Here is a 17,470-nt window from a genome sequence, read left to right as displayed (position 1 = left end):
CCAGATAATAGTATTTCTTTCCTCTGGAGTTAGGCGTTTTCTCGCTTCGCGAATGTCTGGCTTCCATTCGTAAATTTCAGGTATATTTTTGGCAATATAAGCAATAGTCGCTTAAATATCATGATGATGTTGCTCAAATATATCCTCTACAAAATCCTGATAAACATCTGCATAATTCATAAATCCAACCTCATTTCTTAAAAAGGTAAATCTGAATCACTAATATCAATCGGTTTACTGTTATCAGCGAACGGATCACTCACATTAGTGTTTGAATTTTTAGATTGATTATAGTTAGGTGCTTTATTTGAATTATCGTTAGTGCTATCGCTTGAATTAGCATTTCTGCTTTCAAGTAATGAGAAATTCTCAACGACAACTTCTGTTACATAAACCCTATTACCTTGCTTATTCTCATAGTTACGTGTTTGAATACGTCCATCAATTCCAACAAGAGAACCTTTATGAACTAAATTAGCGAAATTCTCGGCGGCTTTTCTCCAGATAATGCAACTGATAAAATCTGCTTCACGTTCCCCTTGAGAATTAGTAAATCGTCTGTTTACAGCCAATGTAAAGCTCACAACTGCCACATCATTAGCTGTACGCTTCAATTCTGGATCACGTGTTAGGCGTCCTACTAGGACTATTCTATTAATCATTACTTATCCTCCAATAGTTACTGTCTTAACGTCTAATTTTTCAATCATAGGAACAATATCGTGTGCCTTTAACAACTTATATAGTCCTGCACGCCCCTTTTGCGTCCATTTAGTTATAATACGTGGCTTGTTATCAATAATTCTAGTTGACGAGCTTACCCAGCCGTTTTCTTGATATTTAGAATATAGATACCAGATGCCACCCAATTTGTATTGAATCTTGAGTTTTTTAAGCAAGTTATTAAATGCTTGCGCACTCATTCCATAATCCTTAGCGATTGTTGTAGTGATCATTAATGATTTACTAGCCATGATTTTATCAAAGTATGTAGCCTTAGGCTTGAGCTTTTTATTTTCAAGTTTTAATTGAATATTTTCATCTTGAAGAATTTCATAACCTCGTTTAACTACTTCTTGAGGATCATTCCATTTTTCTTCAAGTTTCAAGAAATACTTGCGGTATCTTTTACCATTGTCATTTCTGACCATCATTGCCAATTCCTTAGCCATGCTTATTGTGATCGTATAATCATCTATTTCTTTAGTTCCACCATATTGATTTTGCTGTGTACTTGATGTACAGGGCACATAATCAATATTTTCTTCAAACATTTCAAAATTCTTATCTACCCAGCGGCTAAAACGTTGAGCAATTTCTAAACCGTTATATAAATCTCTAGCACTCAAAACTTGCTGGTTGTTTTTAACGTCTACTTTTATTAATTGATTCATTTATTTGTCCTCCGGTTAAAAAATAGTGAAACTACAAATACTAAAATTGCTATTGAAACAAATGGCAAGCTTTGATTTATTAACATGATTAATATCAATAGCTGCTTTAAATATGTTTTTCATCTTTATTTGCCTCACAAATTTTGACTTCAACACGTGGGTGTTCGTCATAATCTTTACTAACGTGGTAATCAGTAACCTGTCCATCATCAAACCAGCATGCTTGTAAGCCGTCTTGAATTGCTTTAATGTAATTGTCCAAATCAGGCTTAACTGTCGGTCTAACCTCATGCCTAGCCCGCCTGTCATGCTCTTTCTTCGACAAGCCTTTTTGAATTGACCTGTAAAAGTGGTAGTGAGCAACAAGTGGCAAACCTCTTTCAAATATTTGCTTGTTATGGTGTTGCATTCGATACTGAAGTTCTACTTTTGATTTGAACGCTTTGTATTTTGGCGGCGTATAAGTTCCCCAACGTGTCACTCTAGGACGTGCTGCGGCTACTGGTTCATCATCAACGGTCATAATTAGTTCTTTACTCAAATTTGAACATCCTCGATGTGTGGATTAGCATCCATTAGTTTTTGGTCGATACGTTTTTGAATATGATTTAATAATGAGCCAGCCATAATAATTTCGTTGTTCAAATCTTGATCACCATGATATTGTGAGCATTCTTGATCTAACGCCGTTAAATGCTCGATTACTCCATAAAGCTGTGTATAGACGTTCTCTGTAACATCACTAGCAACCACTAGTGTCTTATTAAGATTATCGATGCTGTCACGTTTGTACTCGCCTTGTGGCAATAGCAATGTTTTCTGCTCTGGTCGTAATCTAAGTTGTCTTGTTTCTAACATTTTTGAAATCCTCCTAAAAAATATTTCGCATATCTTTGCTATCAAATTTGATTGCATTGCCCATATTTTTGGCAATTAATCGGCTGTAAATTTTTGGATTATAAATATCTTGTAACTCCGTACTTGAGTTATTCGTTGTAACAATATTAGTTTTGCTCTTGCGATAATCAGCAAACCTAAACAGCGTTTCTTGTGTAAACTCACTAGCCTGTGTAGGCTTTTTCTTGAATTTATCAACGTGCTGCATGAACGTTTCACTGCCTAAATCATCAAGAACAAATACATCACAGTTCTGAATACATTTTTCAATCTTCTGAACGTCTTTTTTTAAAGATGGATCATTGAAAGATGCTTTTTGTTTGCTCATAAACATTTCAAAACTCAAGAAATAGCATGTTTTATCGCACTTTGATTTATTAATTGCATTCAAAATACTAATCGCTAACATCGTTTTCCCTGAACCTGCTGGACCAGAAAATGTAAAGTTACCTGTCTCACCTTGAATGATTCTAGTAGCTATATTCTTAGCCCTATTAAGCTCTTTTTGCTGCTTCTCATCAGTTACATTAAAATCATCAAACGTCTGTTTAAGGTCTTCAAAATCACTTACTAATGAGCTTTGAAATGTTCTAGTTCGTTTAAAATTATTATTAATTCTTGTAAATTTAATTGCCTCTTGCTCCTCACGTTCATCCCTACTTGCTAGAAGGTCATTAAAATCTAGCTTGGATAAATCAATCCCGTGTTTAGCAGCAATCCGTCTCATTGGACCATCTAAATTTAAAGATTCCAAACTAGCACCTCCTAAAAGATCGGATCGTAATTATAGTGTTCATCCTGTCCTGAACCATTTTTATTTTGTTTAGGCTTTTCTTGATACTCTTTGATTTCAGCCATCGTAAATAAACTGCTATTAATCCAGCGTTTAATAATTCCTTGTACATAGCTCCACGTGTTTGCACTGTATGTAACAGCGATTTTGACTGCATAAGTAACAATCTCAATTGCTTCTGCATATGTCGTACCTTGGTTAGTAAAGTCTTGGAGTGTATATTTCAAATCGTCTTGCATTAATGGCTTAGTTGAATTAATTCCAAAGTTTTGTTGAATCGTCGTAATTAGATTCCGATACAGCTCATCATCGCCCTGATGATTTTGTTTAGGTTTAGTTTCTTTTTGTTTATGTTTATTTAATGCTCTACTAGTGTCTACACTAGTGCCTATACGAGTGTCTATACTACTGTCTTCACTAGTGTCTACACTATGTGTAGACAAGGAACTATAAAGTACCTTGATTTGATACCTCGCTGCTTTATTAGATCCTGATGAAGACCATTTGATGTATCCCTTTTGAGTGAGGGTGTTTCTAGTTTTAAAGAAATTTGAAGTTCCTAAACCTGCTTTTGTACATAACACCGATGACGCTACCGTAAATGTAGTTGACCATGCAGACTTATTGTTTATGGACATTAAGGCATGCCATAAAGCAATTTCTGATGAGTTCAATGGATTTAGTTCGAGCGCATCATAGAATGATAAAAGCTGTTTTAGATAGTTCAAATCTTCACCCCCTTACTGAATTAGATCATCCATAGAAACGATAGTTCCTAGTTTCTTAGTCATTCTGCAATACTCACATCGTTCACAACGTTCTGGTTCAACAATTCCATGTCTGACATCTTCAATGTGTGGCTGTTCTCGTTCAATCAACAGTTCAGCCTCCGTCAGACGCTCGTTCGGAATCGATATAATTGCCTTGTCAGGCACATCTTGCTTTGATACAGCAACTATATATGGTTCACACCAAACACCAAATGTTTGATGAATTAATTCCTGATATACATACATTTGAAGTTGATAGTTCCACTTAGCAACAAATGATTCTTTGATACGTTCTTCTGAATTCCAATATTCTTTCAAAATATCTTGAGTAGTCTTTAAATCAATGAAATAACCACGATCAAGATTCAAACAATCAACCTTGCCTTTCCAATCAACATCATCGATTTGACCGGTAACGATTACTTCTTTATCACCTTGATAGAGCTGTTTAAAGCCGTCATCGTCTTTCAAGGTATCAATCATCTTATCAGCATCTTTATACTCTTTGAGAAGTCCATGAGGCTTTCTCTTAGAAAGTAGGTCTTCTTTGTTCTCATCGATAAATTTCTGATGAGCTTCAGGACTTTCAAAAAATGAATGCAGGTAATTACCAACTAGTAAAGCTTTCTTGAAGTCTGGCTTGTACTCTCCATTGATTTCTGCCATTGCCTCAGCTTCACATGCTAGGAACTTCTTAAAAAAAGTTGGTGATTGATATTGCTGATCTGTTTCTGAATCGTAGTAGTTCTCACTATTTAAATAGATCGGTTTGTCCGTCTGATTCTGCTTCTGATTCTTTTCCTGTTTCAGCATCGTCATCAATACCCCCATTCTTAATCTCGTCATAAGCTCGTTTAGCTTCTTCATCGCTCATTGAGTTAGATTCTTTAACAGGATCAGGCGTTACATCTTTAACAGGCTTATCTGCTTGTTCTGGCTTGTTTGAAACGTTGCCAACTAAATCATCAAGGTTCTTTTTAGGCTCATTGTGTGGTGCCTCATCAGCTCTTGAAGTGTTCTGTTGCGTGTTAGCATCGTCTTCTGTATACATAGCACCTAAATCAGTTGGGAAAGCCTCACGTAAAGCATTAACGATTGCTGTCTTACGAATCATATTGGCAGGCATTTGTTTCCAAGTTGCTTGTCCCTTAGAAAACTCTCTAGAACTGATTTCAATATGAATTGGCTCTTTTCTATCCTTGCGGTAAACCTCTGCCCAGCCACCTAAAATCTTGTCAGTATCTAAGGTAAAAGCTCCCTTCGTATACTTGATGTCATCATTTCTTTGAACGATACAACCGGCTTTTAATCCGTCATACTCGCTATTTGATTCTGCCCGTTTCATAAATGCATCTTTAGATACAATTTGTTGAGCTGGACTATTGCCAAACTTAACTAAGTAAGCTTCATTTAAGAATGGGTTCAAATGTTGATACTTACATAAGCTAATAAACATAAGCGCTTCTTGATCGGTGATTTTCCCATTACCATTTGCCAAAAAGGTTTTAACTGTATTTGACGTTAGTTTTACACTTTGACCATTAACCTCAAATTCCGTTGACATCAAATCTTTGTCTTTCTCTTTAACTTCGTTAGCCATTATTAAATCCTCCAGTAATTAATTGATTAGCTACGTTCGACTTCTTCAAAATCAAACTGCTCTATGAAGTCATTAGTTTCTTGATTGAATCCTTTTTGTAAAAAGTCGCGTTTTCCTTGAGGCGTCATACAATCAAATAATTGATTAACACCATAGATATTTTTTTCTAATAAGAATTGGATAAATGAATCAACATCATCAAGTGTGAAATAGAAATCATCGAATTCATAAACGCTTGAATATGCATCAATTGATTCGCCTTTGTAATCAGTAATTTTTTCACCATCAACTGTGAAATATCCTTCGTTTGGATCAACGTCATTATCATTAAACCCATTCAATGCTCTATATCTTTGTTCGTCCATTAAATAGCTGCTGTCGTAACCTTTAATTGATTCCATTTTCATTTCTCCTATTCGTGATATAATTAACGTATAAATATTTTGCTAAATATTTTATTTTTAAGCGTTCTAGTTGGAGCTAGAGCGCTTTTTTTGTGCCAAAATTTCTGGAGCATAGTCTGTTAAATTCATAATCTTATTTGGATCATCAGGTTCATTGCCAAATAACTTATCTAATTTGCTATCAATCCAGTGATTAACGTTGGCTCTATCTCGTTCGGATACGTCCATGTTCTTTAAAAGTCCACCGTGCTGACCTAGAACATCTCCAATGCCAAAACTTGCTGCACCGATTAAAGTGGCTAAAAATACTGCATCCATGCTGTTCATCCCCTTAAAATGTAAATCTATAAGTATATTTTCCTTTTTCCGATTTAATAAACTTTGCGTTCAAGCCAGCTTCGGACCATTGAAAAATAACTTCTTCAGGAATTTCAGAATCAAATGATTCCTCCATACTTGAATATCCTTGCTTAATTAGTAACAAGCTCTTTTCTGGAACCTGCTCAATTTTGAACGAGCTCTTAGCTAGTTTTCTTTGTTTCTTATATTCTTCTGGATCAAACATTTATAATTCCTCCGATTTCATAAATTCTTTTTTGTGCTTTGAAACAAAATCTCTGAATTCAGGTGCCGAAAACTTCCATGGACTACCAGAACCAGTTGAGTATCTAACACAGCCACCGTTGTCCATATCCAATACATCACGATATCTAAACAATTTCTTCTTTAACGTAGGAGCTGAACAACCTGCTACCTTGCAAGCCCAAGGCATAAGCTTGATGTCTTTATCTATCGGTTCGTTTACAAGATCATTGACTTTATCTTTACGTGCCCAAATCAAAATATATCCATCTTTTTCAGGCATACCGAAAGGAATTACTGCTGGTTCCTGCATCTATGTCACCCTCTTTCTAATACAGCTTGTTTCATAGTGATTCCAAATCTGTTACATAATTTTCTAGAAGCCAACATCATGATTTCACTTGTTCTAGTCATTTTTTTAACGCCTAATTTGATAACTCCAATATCAGGTTCTTTCTTGCTTAATTCGTGAACCATATTGCTAATAGCGCCATCGCTGTCTGTATCGACTTCTTGAGTGCCTATTAATAATCCAAGTGAATCGTCAGTAAACTCATTTACAAGGTCTAGTAAGGCTGACGGCAGATGGTATATATAACAATTCATCGCCATTACGAAACGATCATCATCAACCGAATTCGCCAAATTAATGACATACTCTTCTTTGATTCGTCCTTTTGTGATCCATTGACCAACTGACTGTTTATTTTTGGCTCCAGCCATAAAGGCAATTTCTGTGTAGCTGTAATGATGCCGTTGAATCAAATCAACGAACTCTTGAAATATGTTTACGTCGTTCAATTCTTATCACCTCCTTTGCATACCTTTCGTATCAATACAAAACGTCTATAATTTGACTAGAAAGGTGGTGAAATAATATGGATATTAGTAAAATTGCAAAAGAACTAGATGCATTAAGAGATAAATCAATGGTTGATTTAAATTTCTTCTGGAAACCACCATTCAAACTGTTTTCTCAATATACAAATTTAGCTATTTTGACTGCTTTGAAGGCTTATCATGAACAAAATCATCAATAGCCTTATCCATTTTTTTAATAGCCTTATTAGTTCCAATCGAAATCACTTTCTCAATAAGTGATTTTTTATTTTGACTTTTTTTCATATATCTCACCTGCAATTGCTACAAATATTTGACGTTTAACTATATGAACGTCTAGCAGCTTTCCTGTACTCTTAATGTGTAGTTAATGTTATGAATCGGCAACGAAATCATCAATCGGTACTCGTTTTGAGTAGCTGAATATCAAAAAAAATAGTCCATTCAATATTCAGCTGTTCTGATACTTCTTTTGCTTTAGCAATACTTGGATTTCTGTTTCCCTGTTCCCATGAGGCATACGTTGTAACCGGAATATTTAAATACTCTGCGAATTCTGATTGTGTCATATTTTTATCTTCTCTGATAGATTTCAACCATTTTCTTTGTTTCATCTTGTCTCCTTTCTACGCTTATCACGTTGCTATGGTTATAATATACTACGCATTTTGTGTATTGTAAATAGTTTTCTACTCTTTTTGTGTATTTTTATATAAATACGCAATTTGTGTAGTATATTTTATTCGAGGTGATTTATATGTTCTCTAATAGACTTAAAGATTTACGTAACAATAAACACAGAACACAAAAAGAAATCGCTAAAGACTTAGGCGTTGCTCCTACAACGTATGCTTCTTGGGAACAAGGAAAACGTGAGCCCGATCAAGCAGCAACTTTAAAAATAGCTAATTACTACGGTGTGACTCTTGACTACTTATATGGAAGAAATCAAACACCTGATTGGGCAACAAAAAAAGATGTCATTGATTTTAAAGACTTTCTTGATCAAAACTTAACAGGTGGAATGGCTTTTAATGGTGAAGGTATTACTGAGGAAGAAAATGAAAGAGTAAAAATTGCCCTAACTCAAATCTTTTGGGAACGATTAAAGAAAATTAAAAAGCGAGAAGGAAGAGACGGAAATGACAAGCACTAAAGAATTAAATAAACTTGTCTTTAATATCGGTAAAAGATATAACACATTTGATCCATTTATTTGGGCTGAAAAGCTCAATCTTGATATATATTGGAAGAATATTGGTCCAAAACCGCTAGCTAAAACAAATTATATGTTCCGTGCCCCCTTCTTGGTTCTTGCTAAAAGTATTAAATATTCAAATCAAAGGTATTTCGTTTTGGCTCATGAAATTGGACACGTTTTAGAGCATGAGGGCTTGTCTGCTTACTATGTATCGAATGACGTTCATAAGCGAAAGACTGAGCGTGAAGCTGATGCATTTGCTATGTCAGTTGTCACAAACTTATATATAGAAGAAAACGGTCATTTACCTGAAACTTATCAGGATTTAAGATATAAATATGGCTCTCCTGATATCGGAGATTAAAAATTGTCCAAAAACTGATGACATTAAAAGCTGAATTTTAGGGGGCTTTATTATGATTATGTGGCTTATTACCATTTTTATGGGTTTTATGGTTTACTACCTGTTTAAAAACAAGAGAAAAGGATGGGGTTCTCTTTTTGTATTTTTAACAATTTTTTGTTTACTTATTTCAATTGGAATATCTGCTGATAAAGATGATTCTAATTCAAATAAATCGTCCAAGAATAAAACTGAAAAAGTTGCAACAAAGAAAAAAGAAAAGTCTAAACCTACGGCAAATGCAACTTCTTCAAAACCAAAATCTAAGGATAACGAAGACGCAAAGGTTAAGGCGACTAAAAAAGCGAATGATCAAAAAAACTTTGACGATTATAAAAATGCCCTTACTACTCTTCCTGATCAATCCAATGGTGCTCTGACTAACGCATATGTAGACAATGACAGTGGAAATACTGTCTTGGTTCTTTCTGACGACGCTTTATCACTTTCAAGCAATGAACTAAAGAGTGTATGTAAAAGTGCATGGGATTTAGGAATTAAGATGTCTAGCAGCTATATGCCCGGAGATAACTCTGTAGGCGATGCAAGTAAATACATAACTATAGAAGATAGCACTGGTAATAGGCTTGCTCACACGTCTTTATTTGGTTCTTTTAAATATGACGGTGAATAACTAATAATTAGCCGGAAACGGCTTTTTATTTTAGACAGTTCCAAAAAGAAACAAATTTTGGGTATATAAAAAGCCATACATGGAGGTAACAATTATGAACAATCCGTTTGATAAATACGCTGTCTATGAGGAACCAAGTGTAGTAAAATTCAATATTAAATTATTACAAGGAAAAATATACGATGACGTTGATTCAAGTGCAAAGATAAAAATTAATTTAAAAGTCGACACATATATACCTTATGGAACTAATACAATCCAATCGCTTGATTTCAATTTGTACGCAATGAATGATAGGTCAGATACACCATCTAATAATGGTATGAATTTAAAGCCGGCTGCTGGTATTAAAGCTAATGTTAATGAGTTAATACATACAGAAAATAAAAAGCTGAATTCTGATTATAGTGTTTTCAGATTAGACCACACATTTGAATTGATATCTCCCTTTAACGGCACAAATTATAATCTTCTGGGAGTTAATGTTGTTATAAATAGAGAATCATTAAGAGACGGATCAATCTCAAAAGAATATATTTATACTACTGTTGTCCCTACTTCATATCTACACGAGGATTCCAATGGACGTTAAAATAATTCAATTAGATAATTACAAAAATATTCCTCCTAATAACATGGACTCCTTCGACGGTGGTACAATTGAAAAAAGCAGTAATGGCAATTCAAATAATCACAATGGTAACGGAGGTAGTTCAAATATGGATAAATATGCTACTAAAGAAGAACTTAAACATACTCAAGAATTATTATCTGAAAAAATTGATCACAGGTCTGATGTAATTGAAGAAAAGATTGTTAGTGTAAAAAATCAAGTTGAATCTAGCAATAAATTATTATATTGGATTTTAGGAATTTTCGGTGCTGTGTTTACCGGATTACTAATCGCAATACTTACTAAATAAAGCCTTCATCGGCTTTTTATTTTTAGCGTCAAAAGAACATACGTGCCCCTATAAATTGACGTATCTCTCCTAACCGTCAATTTATTTAAATTAAAACTAATGAGTATCAATAAAAATCGAATTAAAAATTTACTTTAGAAAGGATTTGGTCAATATGGCTACAATCCATAAACGTAGTGGTAAATGGGAATATCGCGTTTCATATAAGGACCCAATAACTGGTAAATACAGAAATAAAACTCACGGCGGATACATAAGAAAAGCCGACTGTGAGGAAGCTGCCAGAAAATTAGAGATGGACAAGTCTAATAACGTTAATCTTTCAAAGAAGGACGTTTCATTCTCTGAATACTTTAAGGAATGGATTGAAACGTACAAATTAGAAGGACGTTCGAAGTCCACTGTTAATCGTTATTATTTCACCAAAAAAGTTATTGAAAAACACTTCCCTGATGAAAAACTTAAGGACGTGACTAGAAAAGAGTATCAACTTTTTATGAATGAATTTGGAAAAAAGCGCACTCTTGTCACAATGCAAAAATATCAATCGTTCATACATCAAATGGTAGTAGATGCTATTGAAGAAGGCATTATCCATAGGGATTTTACAAAAAATGTTGATCTAATCGCTGGAAGAGAATCAAAAAAAGAAGATGACAAATTTCTGGAACCAGCTGATTACGTAAACTTAATCAAAATATCAAAAGCAAAATCAGGGTTCTCAAACGTTTCTTCAACAATGATCTACCTTGCGACTCAAACAGGTATGAGATATGAAGAAGTTACAGCCCTTACTTGGGATAAAATTAATTTTGATAACTCTACGATATTAGTTAATAAAGCTTACAGGCGTGATGAGACTGAACTGCAAAAGACAAAAACTCCTTCTAGTGTAAGAACATTAACTATATCTGATGAGTGCTTAGAAGTTCTTAGAAATTATAAATATGAGCAACAACTATATTTCAAGTCAATTGATTATATAAACGACCCTGACTTTGTTTTTAGAACTAAGTACAGAACATTAGTACAATCTAAGACAGTTAATGATTCTCTTAAAGATCTACTTAATCTTATAAATTCAAAAAAGATTGTTAGCTTTCATGATATTCGTCACACCCACATTTCATATTTGATGGATACGGGTATGAATCCTAAATTTGTCTCAAAACATGCTGGACATAAGGATCTAAAAACAACTTTGAAATACTATACCCATTTGTTTGACAAGACATCCCTTCAGCAAAATATAGAATTAAAAGATATATTTGATAACATAACAAATGAACACAAACCTAGTGATGACAATGATTAGCGTAGTTGTTTTGCTCAAAATGAGTTTAGGAAAAATATCGTCTGCGCAATGCCCTTTTAGAAAAATTGGTATACATGGTAAAAATAGCAATATTCTGCGCATGCGCAAAGAAATGCGCAAAGCACTTTTAAATTCTATTACATTCTCTGGAAAACAAAAAAGAGGAACGCTGATTTAACAGCGTTCCTCTTGATTTTTATAAGAACTTACGTTCTCTTTTATTCTAAATAAGGAGAGTACAGGATTTGAACCTGCGCGCCTGCTATAAAACAGGTTCGTCGGATTTCGAGTCCGATGCATTACCACTCTGCCAACTCTCCATGGTTAAGGTCTGTAATAATAATACCACAGACCTTATTTTAAATTAATATTGCATAAGAGTAAACATATCATACCCTTTAATTTTATCACGACCGTGCAAATCAGTTAATTCGATCAAGAAGGCAGTCCCAACAACGATTCCACCCAATTTTTCAATTAACTTGATTGTGGCAGCTAAAGTACCACCAGTGGCCATCAAATCGTCAACGACTAGTACCTTTTGACCTGGTTTGATTGCATCTTTTTGCATGTATAGTGATGCCTGACCATATTCAAGGTCATATGAAACTGAAACAGTTTCACGAGGTAACTTCCCCTTCTTACGAGCTGGTGCAAAACCAACGCCCATCTTGTATGCAACTGGGCATCCCACGATGAAACCACGTGCTTCTGGTCCGGCAATCATTTCTGCACCACGGCTCTTAGCATATTCAACAATCTTATCGGTTGCTGCAGCGTACGCTTTACCATCAGCCATCAATGGTGAAATATCTCGAAATAGTACACCAGGTTCTGGAAAATCTTGAACATTAGCAACATATTTCTTAAAATCAATATCCATTTTTTTAAATTCCCCATTCAACCTAACAATGGCAATCGTAATCACTCATCCAAGATAAGAGATCGTCAAAGTTGGATTCAATTAATATTTTTTCCACATCATTGCGTTGTAATCTCTTTAAATATGTCGGAGATTCAATCAATTCGCGTTGTTGTGAAGCATCAGCTTTTTCAACAAAGCCATTTACTATTTTAACAAAATTTAACTCAAAAAACACTTTTAAATAAAAATCTACATCAGTTTTTTGTAAATTCAAATATTGAGCAACCAAATCCATACCATCGGCAGTAATATTTTGATGACTATACAAATATTTCAAAAGCGTTTTCATCTTTGCCATATCAGGTTTTAAATAACGTGCTGTCAAATCTGTATGGAAAAATAACGCTGTATGTTGTGTTTTATTTTCTTTAATAAAATTTTTGAATAATTCAATATTATGTGGTCGATCATAGATCAAAATATTTTTACCATCGCACTCTTCGTCATATCGAATCAACTTAGCTTTAACATCGGATCTCTTAGCGGCTTCATAATAGACTTCATTGAAGAAAACAATACTATCAAAATGATTCAAAATAGCTGTTGAAAGTCGTTTATTTCGATAATCAAGATAAACTTCTTTCAAATCAGCAATTGTTTGAGCTTCTGGTGAAACTTGAAAATCATCTAACATTAGTTGCAAATTCTTACGACCAGCCCATTCGTTAATACCAATCTCACCATAAACATCGCAAATATCGGTATCAGTGGACTGTTCCTTAGCAAACATCCCAAAACCAATAGCAGCAACTTGACGGTTACTGTCAGCCACCATCGTCTTCAAATGACTGCCATCTTTACCAATCGCTTTAGATTGTGTTAACGAGACATTTTTCAACTTAATAACTGGCTTGGGATTCCCCATTCCAAACGGTGCCAACTGATTGATTTTCTTAATTAAATCAAGATTTAAATCAGCAATTGTTAAATTCAAATCGTAATTTTTTACAACCGGTGCCTGTGGGTCAAACTCTTGCTCGGCAGGTTCTGTTTGCAAGAGTTCTGTCAGTTTATCAAGTTGTTCTTCCTCGATAGAAAATCCACACGCTTGAGCATGCCCACCAAAGGCTGTAAAGAGGTCTTTATGCTTGTTTAAAGCGACAAAGAGGTTGAAACCTTCTGGACTTCGACCTGATCCCTTCATCACGCCACTATTTTCATCAAATTGCGTTGCCAAAACGGGCTTGTTTTCTTGGTCCATAACGCGACTAGCTACGATTCCCAGCACACCTTGATGCCAACCGTTGCCCTTCAAAACTAACACACCATTATCTTTTTGGGCAGCTACTTGACTTTGGGCATCATCAAAGGCCGTCTGAACTAATTCTTGACGCTTAGAATTGATATCTTCAGTCTCGTCAACAATTTCTTTAGCAAAGGATTCATCACCGGTCGTCAACAATTCAACCCCTGAGGAAGCATTTTCCAAACGTCCTAGGGCATTGATTCGTGGAGCAATTTTAAAACCTATATCTTCTTCATTAATATCAGCCAATTTAACTTTACATTTCTTAAGCAATGCCGATAAACCAACATGATGGTTCTGCTTCATCTGCTTAAGTCCTTCAGTGACAATAACCCGATTTTCACCTTTTAAAGCTACTGAATCGGCTACAGTCCCAATGGCAGCTAAATCAATCAGATCCATGGCTTCTTCGCCTAATAAAGCATCAGCAATCTTAAATGCTACCCCAGCACCTGATAAATAAGGACAAACATATTCTGAACCGGGAATAGTTGGATGTACGATTGCATCCGCTTCTGGTAATTCCTCTGGCAAATCATGGTGATCTGTTACGATAACTTTGATACCACGATCTTTCATATATTTAATTTGTTCCTTACCACTGACGCCATTATCAACGGTAATTAACAAATCGATTCCTTGGTCAGCCAAAAATTTATAACGGTCTAAATTAGGGCCATAACCATCTTTAAAACGGTCCGGAATGTAAAAAATGGGCTTATTGCCTAATTTTTGTAACGTTAACTTCATAATCGAAGTACTTGTCACTCCATCAGCATCATAATCACCATAAATCGCAATTTTAGCACCTGATTCAACCGCTTGGTCAATCAAATCTAGGGCTTTGTCCATATCATGCAAACCAAAAGGATCTTGTAGTTCCGTCGCATCACTATGCAAAAAGGTTTGAATTTTTAATGGATCGGTAATATCACGTTCCAATAATAATTCAGCTACTAAACTGTCAAGATTTCTATCGGTCGCAAATTTAGTTATTTCTTCTTTTGTGGGATTCTTACGCTTTTCCCAATTTATTAATGTCAATCCATCACCTACTAACAATTAGTTAATTATAGCAATTTTCAAACCGAAAAAAAAAGCCTTGAAATATCATTTACAACTTAATTAGTAAACGAGACGTTCCAAAACTCTTTTAAGGAATCGTTAAGAAAAGACTGCTAAAGTACCTTTATTGGCTGGTTGGCTACTTACCAACGAACCCTGTAATGCCCAACGATTGGTTCCTCCATCAGCACAGGTAATCAAAGTTAGGATACTTTGATTTTTCACATCATCTAATAAATAAACGGCTGTTGGCGGTACAATTTTTTTGAAATAAATTTTATACGTATAAACTCGCTTCATATCGGTAATATAAGCTAAATCGCCAATTTGAGCATCTTCCAATGGTGAAAACAAGGCTCCTTTATTAGTCATATAATGACCAGCCAAAGCATAATTAGATTTACCCATTTTCTCATTTTCCTTCATCGTTCCACCACCGGTCGATAAAGCATTGTCACTTAAACCGACCACAATAGGCAAACGTAAATTAACTGAAGGAACCGCCATTTTACCAATTACTGCCGCATCATTATTAACAGACGCTTTGGCAACTTGGGTAGCAGAAATAGGTTTTACCTTGTTAAAATCAAACTGACCTTTTTTCTTAGCATTTTCTTTAGCCTTTTTGGCTGTTAAACTAGTTAAATTTTCATTAGAAATTCTTTTAACAGCATATTCTTTAATCGGCTGATTAAAAATCAAAGCCAGAGCAATGAGAAGTAAAAGGATGGTTCCAAAAATCGAAAAGAATTTCTTCATGTTTTTCATTCCATTCCCATGAATTTACAAATATTTTTAATGATATTTTTGAGCTGCTTTTCCAAACTCAAAAGCATCACATCTAATTACAATACTCGCGGTGCTAGTTAAATATGCCACCTCCAAGAGCAAGAAAATTAAGTCGCTGTGGGGACCGAGCCGAGCCAAGGTCTCGTCTCTCGACTTTGAACCTCGAAAAAACAGCGAGTTTCAAAGCTCGTCCCGTGGTGTAATGGCTAAAGCCATAACGCCACCCTCACAGCGACCTAATTTCTTGCTCTTTCCGGCTAGTTCATTGCTTTTTTTGAATCAATGGTAAATAATTTTAAGTATTATTTTGCCATTAACGACCAGGATTATAGGATATATTCTGAATCTTTTGACTTTAAAAATCATTTCAATTCTATAGTCAAAAAAGCAACTAGTGTCACGAGTAATTACAATATAATTTATATTTTAGAACATTAACTCTTAAAAGTTAAATCTTTAATTTCTTGCAATGTTTACTAAGTTTACTAAAATGTATCCTTAAGAGATAGGCTATAATAGACTTATGATATTAGAACCATAAATGAATCTGGAGGTAACTATATGAGCATTCTTGTTTTAGGTGGTGCCGGTTATATCGGTTCCCACACGGTTGATCATCTTTGTGAACTCGGCTATGACGTAATTGTAGCAGATAATCTATCCACGGGTCACGTTCAAGCTATCAACCAAAAAGCTAAATTCTATGAAGGTGATGTCCGTGATAAGGAATTTTTAATTAAACTATTCCAAAACGAAACAATCACCGATGTTATACACTTTGCGGCTTTTTCTATCGTTCCAGAATCAATGAAAGATCCGCTTAAATATTTTGATAACAACACTTACGGTATGATTACTTTGCTACAAGTAATGCACAATTTTGGTGTCAAACACATCGTCTTTTCATCAACCGCTGCAACTTATGGCGAACCAAAACAAATTCCAATTAAGGAAACTGATCCAACCGTTCCAACTAATCCTTATGGTGAAAGCAAATTAGCTATGGAAAAAATCATGCATTGGTGTGATGTAGCTTACGGTATTAAATTTGTCGCCTTGAGATACTTTAACGTTGGTGGCGCTAAACCTGATGGCTCGATTGGTGAAGATCACAATCCTGAAACCCACTTGATTCCAGTAGTTCTTCAAGTCGCTGCTGGTCAAAGAGATGAATTGACTATCTTCGGTGATGATTACGATACAAAAGATGGTACCAATGTTCGTGACTATGTTCACGTTGAAGATTTGGCTGAAGCACATCGCCTCGCAATGGAATACTTACGTGCTGGCAATGACAGTGATGTCTTTAACCTTGGCTCTTCAAACGGCTTCTCTAACAAAGAAATTTTGGAAGCTGCTAGAAAAGCAACCGGTAAAGAGATTCCTGCCAAGATTGGTCCAAGACGTCCCGGAGACCCAAGTACTTTGATTGCTGATTCAACTAAAGCTAGAACAATCCTCAAATGGCAACCTAAGTATGATGATGTCGAAAAAGTTATTAGCGATGCTTGGAACTTTAAGTCAAAACACTTAAATGGTTATAACGAAGATTAAGATACTAAACAAATTATAGCTTTTACGCTTAAATCAAAGAAGACTAGCAATCCATTAACGGATTACTAGCCTTCTTTGATTTATCATGTTTTGTCAGACACTCTTATTGACTTTACTACATTAATGACTTAGAGT

At 35.0% G+C, this 17,470-nt stretch carries 26 protein-coding genes and 1 tRNA gene; 9 read left to right on the top strand and 18 right to left on the bottom strand.

Going from position 1 to position 17,470, the window contains the following annotated elements; translation table 11 throughout:
• Window positions 1-197 precede the first annotated feature (197 nt).
• From ssb to D1B17_RS05420, 13 genes are all read right to left on the bottom strand, one after another.
• Window positions 198-662 carry a single-stranded DNA-binding protein gene (gene ssb, locus D1B17_RS05480; protein ID WP_120142670.1) on the bottom strand — a complete coding sequence of 155 codons (465 nt, stop codon included), beginning with the start codon at window positions 660-662 and terminating at the stop codon, window positions 198-200.
• 3 nt (window positions 663-665) lie between these two features.
• The gene (locus D1B17_RS05475; protein ID WP_120142671.1) at window positions 666-1,394 is read right to left on the bottom strand and encodes a phage antirepressor KilAC domain-containing protein; all 729 of its coding nucleotides are present in this window, start codon (window positions 1,392-1,394) and stop codon (window positions 666-668) included.
• 106 nt (window positions 1,395-1,500) lie between these two features.
• Window positions 1,501-1,935: a RusA family crossover junction endodeoxyribonuclease gene (locus D1B17_RS05470; protein ID WP_120142672.1), complete on the bottom strand. Its 435-nt coding sequence runs from the start codon at window positions 1,933-1,935 to the stop codon at window positions 1,501-1,503.
• Window positions 1,932-2,252, bottom strand: coding sequence for a hypothetical protein (locus D1B17_RS05465; RefSeq protein WP_120142673.1), 321 nt, complete (start codon window positions 2,250-2,252; stop codon window positions 1,932-1,934). Before D1B17_RS05465 ends, D1B17_RS05470 begins: the two co-directional genes overlap by 4 nt.
• 13 nt (window positions 2,253-2,265) lie before the next feature.
• Entirely contained in the window at window positions 2,266-3,045 is a 780-nt protein-coding gene (locus tag D1B17_RS05460; RefSeq protein ID WP_120142674.1) for an ATP-binding protein, read from the bottom strand.
• 11 nt (window positions 3,046-3,056) lie between these two features.
• On the bottom strand, window positions 3,057-3,722 hold the full coding sequence (locus D1B17_RS05455; RefSeq protein ID WP_166806622.1) for a DnaD domain protein: 666 nt from the start codon (window positions 3,720-3,722) through the stop codon (window positions 3,057-3,059).
• Window positions 3,723-3,824: 102 nt separating this feature from the next.
• Window positions 3,825-4,685, bottom strand: a complete 861-nt coding sequence (locus tag D1B17_RS05450; protein ID WP_235805335.1) for a PD-(D/E)XK nuclease-like domain-containing protein — start codon at window positions 4,683-4,685, stop codon at window positions 3,825-3,827.
• Complete coding sequence (bet, locus tag D1B17_RS05445; RefSeq protein ID WP_120142676.1) at window positions 4,606-5,454, bottom strand: phage recombination protein Bet; 849 nt, start codon at window positions 5,452-5,454, stop codon at window positions 4,606-4,608. The genes D1B17_RS05450 and bet overlap by 80 nt, the downstream gene beginning before the upstream one ends.
• A gap of 26 nt (window positions 5,455-5,480) precedes the next feature.
• Window positions 5,481-5,855 (bottom strand): hypothetical protein, encoded by a 375-nt coding sequence (locus tag D1B17_RS05440; protein WP_120142677.1) that lies wholly within the window; start codon window positions 5,853-5,855, stop codon window positions 5,481-5,483.
• A gap of 69 nt (window positions 5,856-5,924) precedes the next feature.
• Window positions 5,925-6,176 (bottom strand): hypothetical protein, encoded by a 252-nt coding sequence (locus D1B17_RS05435; protein ID WP_120142678.1) that lies wholly within the window; start codon window positions 6,174-6,176, stop codon window positions 5,925-5,927.
• Between the two features lie 13 nt (window positions 6,177-6,189).
• Complete coding sequence (locus D1B17_RS05430) at window positions 6,190-6,423, bottom strand: hypothetical protein (protein WP_057891946.1); 234 nt, start codon at window positions 6,421-6,423, stop codon at window positions 6,190-6,192.
• Window positions 6,424-6,753 (bottom strand): DUF771 domain-containing protein, encoded by a 330-nt coding sequence (locus D1B17_RS05425; protein ID WP_120142679.1) that lies wholly within the window; start codon window positions 6,751-6,753, stop codon window positions 6,424-6,426.
• Between the two features lie 5 nt (window positions 6,754-6,758).
• On the bottom strand, window positions 6,759-7,241 hold the full coding sequence (locus D1B17_RS05420) for a hypothetical protein (protein WP_120142680.1): 483 nt from the start codon (window positions 7,239-7,241) through the stop codon (window positions 6,759-6,761).
• Window positions 7,242-7,318: 77 nt separating this feature from the next.
• On the opposite strand from D1B17_RS05420, the gene D1B17_RS12565 reads away from it, so the two are divergent.
• Entirely contained in the window at window positions 7,319-7,480 is a 162-nt protein-coding gene (locus D1B17_RS12565; protein WP_166806621.1) for a hypothetical protein, read from the top strand.
• Between the two features lie 195 nt (window positions 7,481-7,675).
• Here D1B17_RS12565 and D1B17_RS05415 read toward each other — a convergent pair whose 3' ends face one another.
• The gene (locus D1B17_RS05415) at window positions 7,676-7,894 is read right to left on the bottom strand and encodes a helix-turn-helix transcriptional regulator (protein ID WP_120142681.1); all 219 of its coding nucleotides are present in this window, start codon (window positions 7,892-7,894) and stop codon (window positions 7,676-7,678) included.
• Window positions 7,895-8,037: 143 nt separating this feature from the next.
• Here D1B17_RS05415 and D1B17_RS05410 point away from each other — a divergent pair, with 143 nt between their 5' ends.
• From D1B17_RS05410 to D1B17_RS12560, 7 genes are all read left to right on the top strand, one after another.
• Window positions 8,038-8,436: a helix-turn-helix transcriptional regulator gene (locus tag D1B17_RS05410; protein ID WP_120142682.1), complete on the top strand. Its 399-nt coding sequence runs from the start codon at window positions 8,038-8,040 to the stop codon at window positions 8,434-8,436.
• Window positions 8,423-8,845, top strand: a complete 423-nt coding sequence (locus tag D1B17_RS05405; RefSeq protein WP_120142683.1) for an ImmA/IrrE family metallo-endopeptidase — start codon at window positions 8,423-8,425, stop codon at window positions 8,843-8,845. The genes D1B17_RS05410 and D1B17_RS05405 overlap by 14 nt, the downstream gene beginning before the upstream one ends.
• Window positions 8,846-8,897: 52 nt before the next feature.
• Window positions 8,898-9,518 (top strand): DUF4064 domain-containing protein, encoded by a 621-nt coding sequence (locus D1B17_RS05400; RefSeq protein WP_120142684.1) that lies wholly within the window; start codon window positions 8,898-8,900, stop codon window positions 9,516-9,518.
• Between the two features lie 79 nt (window positions 9,519-9,597).
• The gene (locus D1B17_RS05395; RefSeq protein WP_137432107.1) at window positions 9,598-10,110 is read left to right on the top strand and encodes a hypothetical protein; all 513 of its coding nucleotides are present in this window, start codon (window positions 9,598-9,600) and stop codon (window positions 10,108-10,110) included.
• Window positions 10,100-10,441 carry a hypothetical protein gene (locus tag D1B17_RS05390; protein WP_120142686.1) on the top strand — a complete coding sequence of 114 codons (342 nt, stop codon included), beginning with the start codon at window positions 10,100-10,102 and terminating at the stop codon, window positions 10,439-10,441. Before D1B17_RS05395 ends, D1B17_RS05390 begins: the two co-directional genes overlap by 11 nt.
• A 154-nt stretch (window positions 10,442-10,595) precedes the next feature.
• Window positions 10,596-11,756, top strand: coding sequence for a tyrosine-type recombinase/integrase (locus D1B17_RS05385; protein ID WP_120142687.1), 1,161 nt, complete (start codon window positions 10,596-10,598; stop codon window positions 11,754-11,756).
• Window positions 11,749-11,934: a hypothetical protein gene (locus D1B17_RS12560; protein ID WP_166806620.1), complete on the top strand. Its 186-nt coding sequence runs from the start codon at window positions 11,749-11,751 to the stop codon at window positions 11,932-11,934. The genes D1B17_RS05385 and D1B17_RS12560 overlap by 8 nt, the downstream gene beginning before the upstream one ends.
• Window positions 11,935-11,986: 52 nt before the next feature.
• On the opposite strand, the gene D1B17_RS05380 is transcribed toward D1B17_RS12560, so the two are convergent.
• The 4 genes from D1B17_RS05380 to D1B17_RS05365 form a co-directional block, all read right to left on the bottom strand.
• Window positions 11,987-12,076 (bottom strand) — tRNA-Ser (locus D1B17_RS05380).
• A 44-nt stretch (window positions 12,077-12,120) separates the two neighbouring features.
• Entirely contained in the window at window positions 12,121-12,639 is a 519-nt protein-coding gene (locus D1B17_RS05375) for an adenine phosphoribosyltransferase (protein ID WP_120142688.1), read from the bottom strand.
• Between the two features lie 22 nt (window positions 12,640-12,661).
• Window positions 12,662-14,971, bottom strand: coding sequence for a single-stranded-DNA-specific exonuclease RecJ (gene recJ, locus D1B17_RS05370; RefSeq protein WP_120142689.1), 2,310 nt, complete (start codon window positions 14,969-14,971; stop codon window positions 12,662-12,664).
• A 120-nt stretch (window positions 14,972-15,091) separates the two neighbouring features.
• Window positions 15,092-15,751 (bottom strand): class A sortase, encoded by a 660-nt coding sequence (locus D1B17_RS05365; RefSeq protein ID WP_120144263.1) that lies wholly within the window; start codon window positions 15,749-15,751, stop codon window positions 15,092-15,094.
• A gap of 591 nt (window positions 15,752-16,342) precedes the next feature.
• Here D1B17_RS05365 and galE point away from each other — a divergent pair.
• Window positions 16,343-17,335, top strand: coding sequence for a UDP-glucose 4-epimerase GalE (gene galE, locus D1B17_RS05360; protein ID WP_120142690.1), 993 nt, complete (start codon window positions 16,343-16,345; stop codon window positions 17,333-17,335).
• The last annotated feature ends 135 nt before the right edge of the window (window positions 17,336-17,470 follow it).

The organism is Companilactobacillus zhachilii (assembly GCF_003606365.2).
GTDB classification, from domain to species: Bacteria; Bacillota; Bacilli; order Lactobacillales; family Lactobacillaceae; genus Companilactobacillus; species Companilactobacillus zhachilii.
Note: the sequence above shows the minus strand (reverse complement) of the source record. Positions and strands in the feature narration are given on the sequence as shown.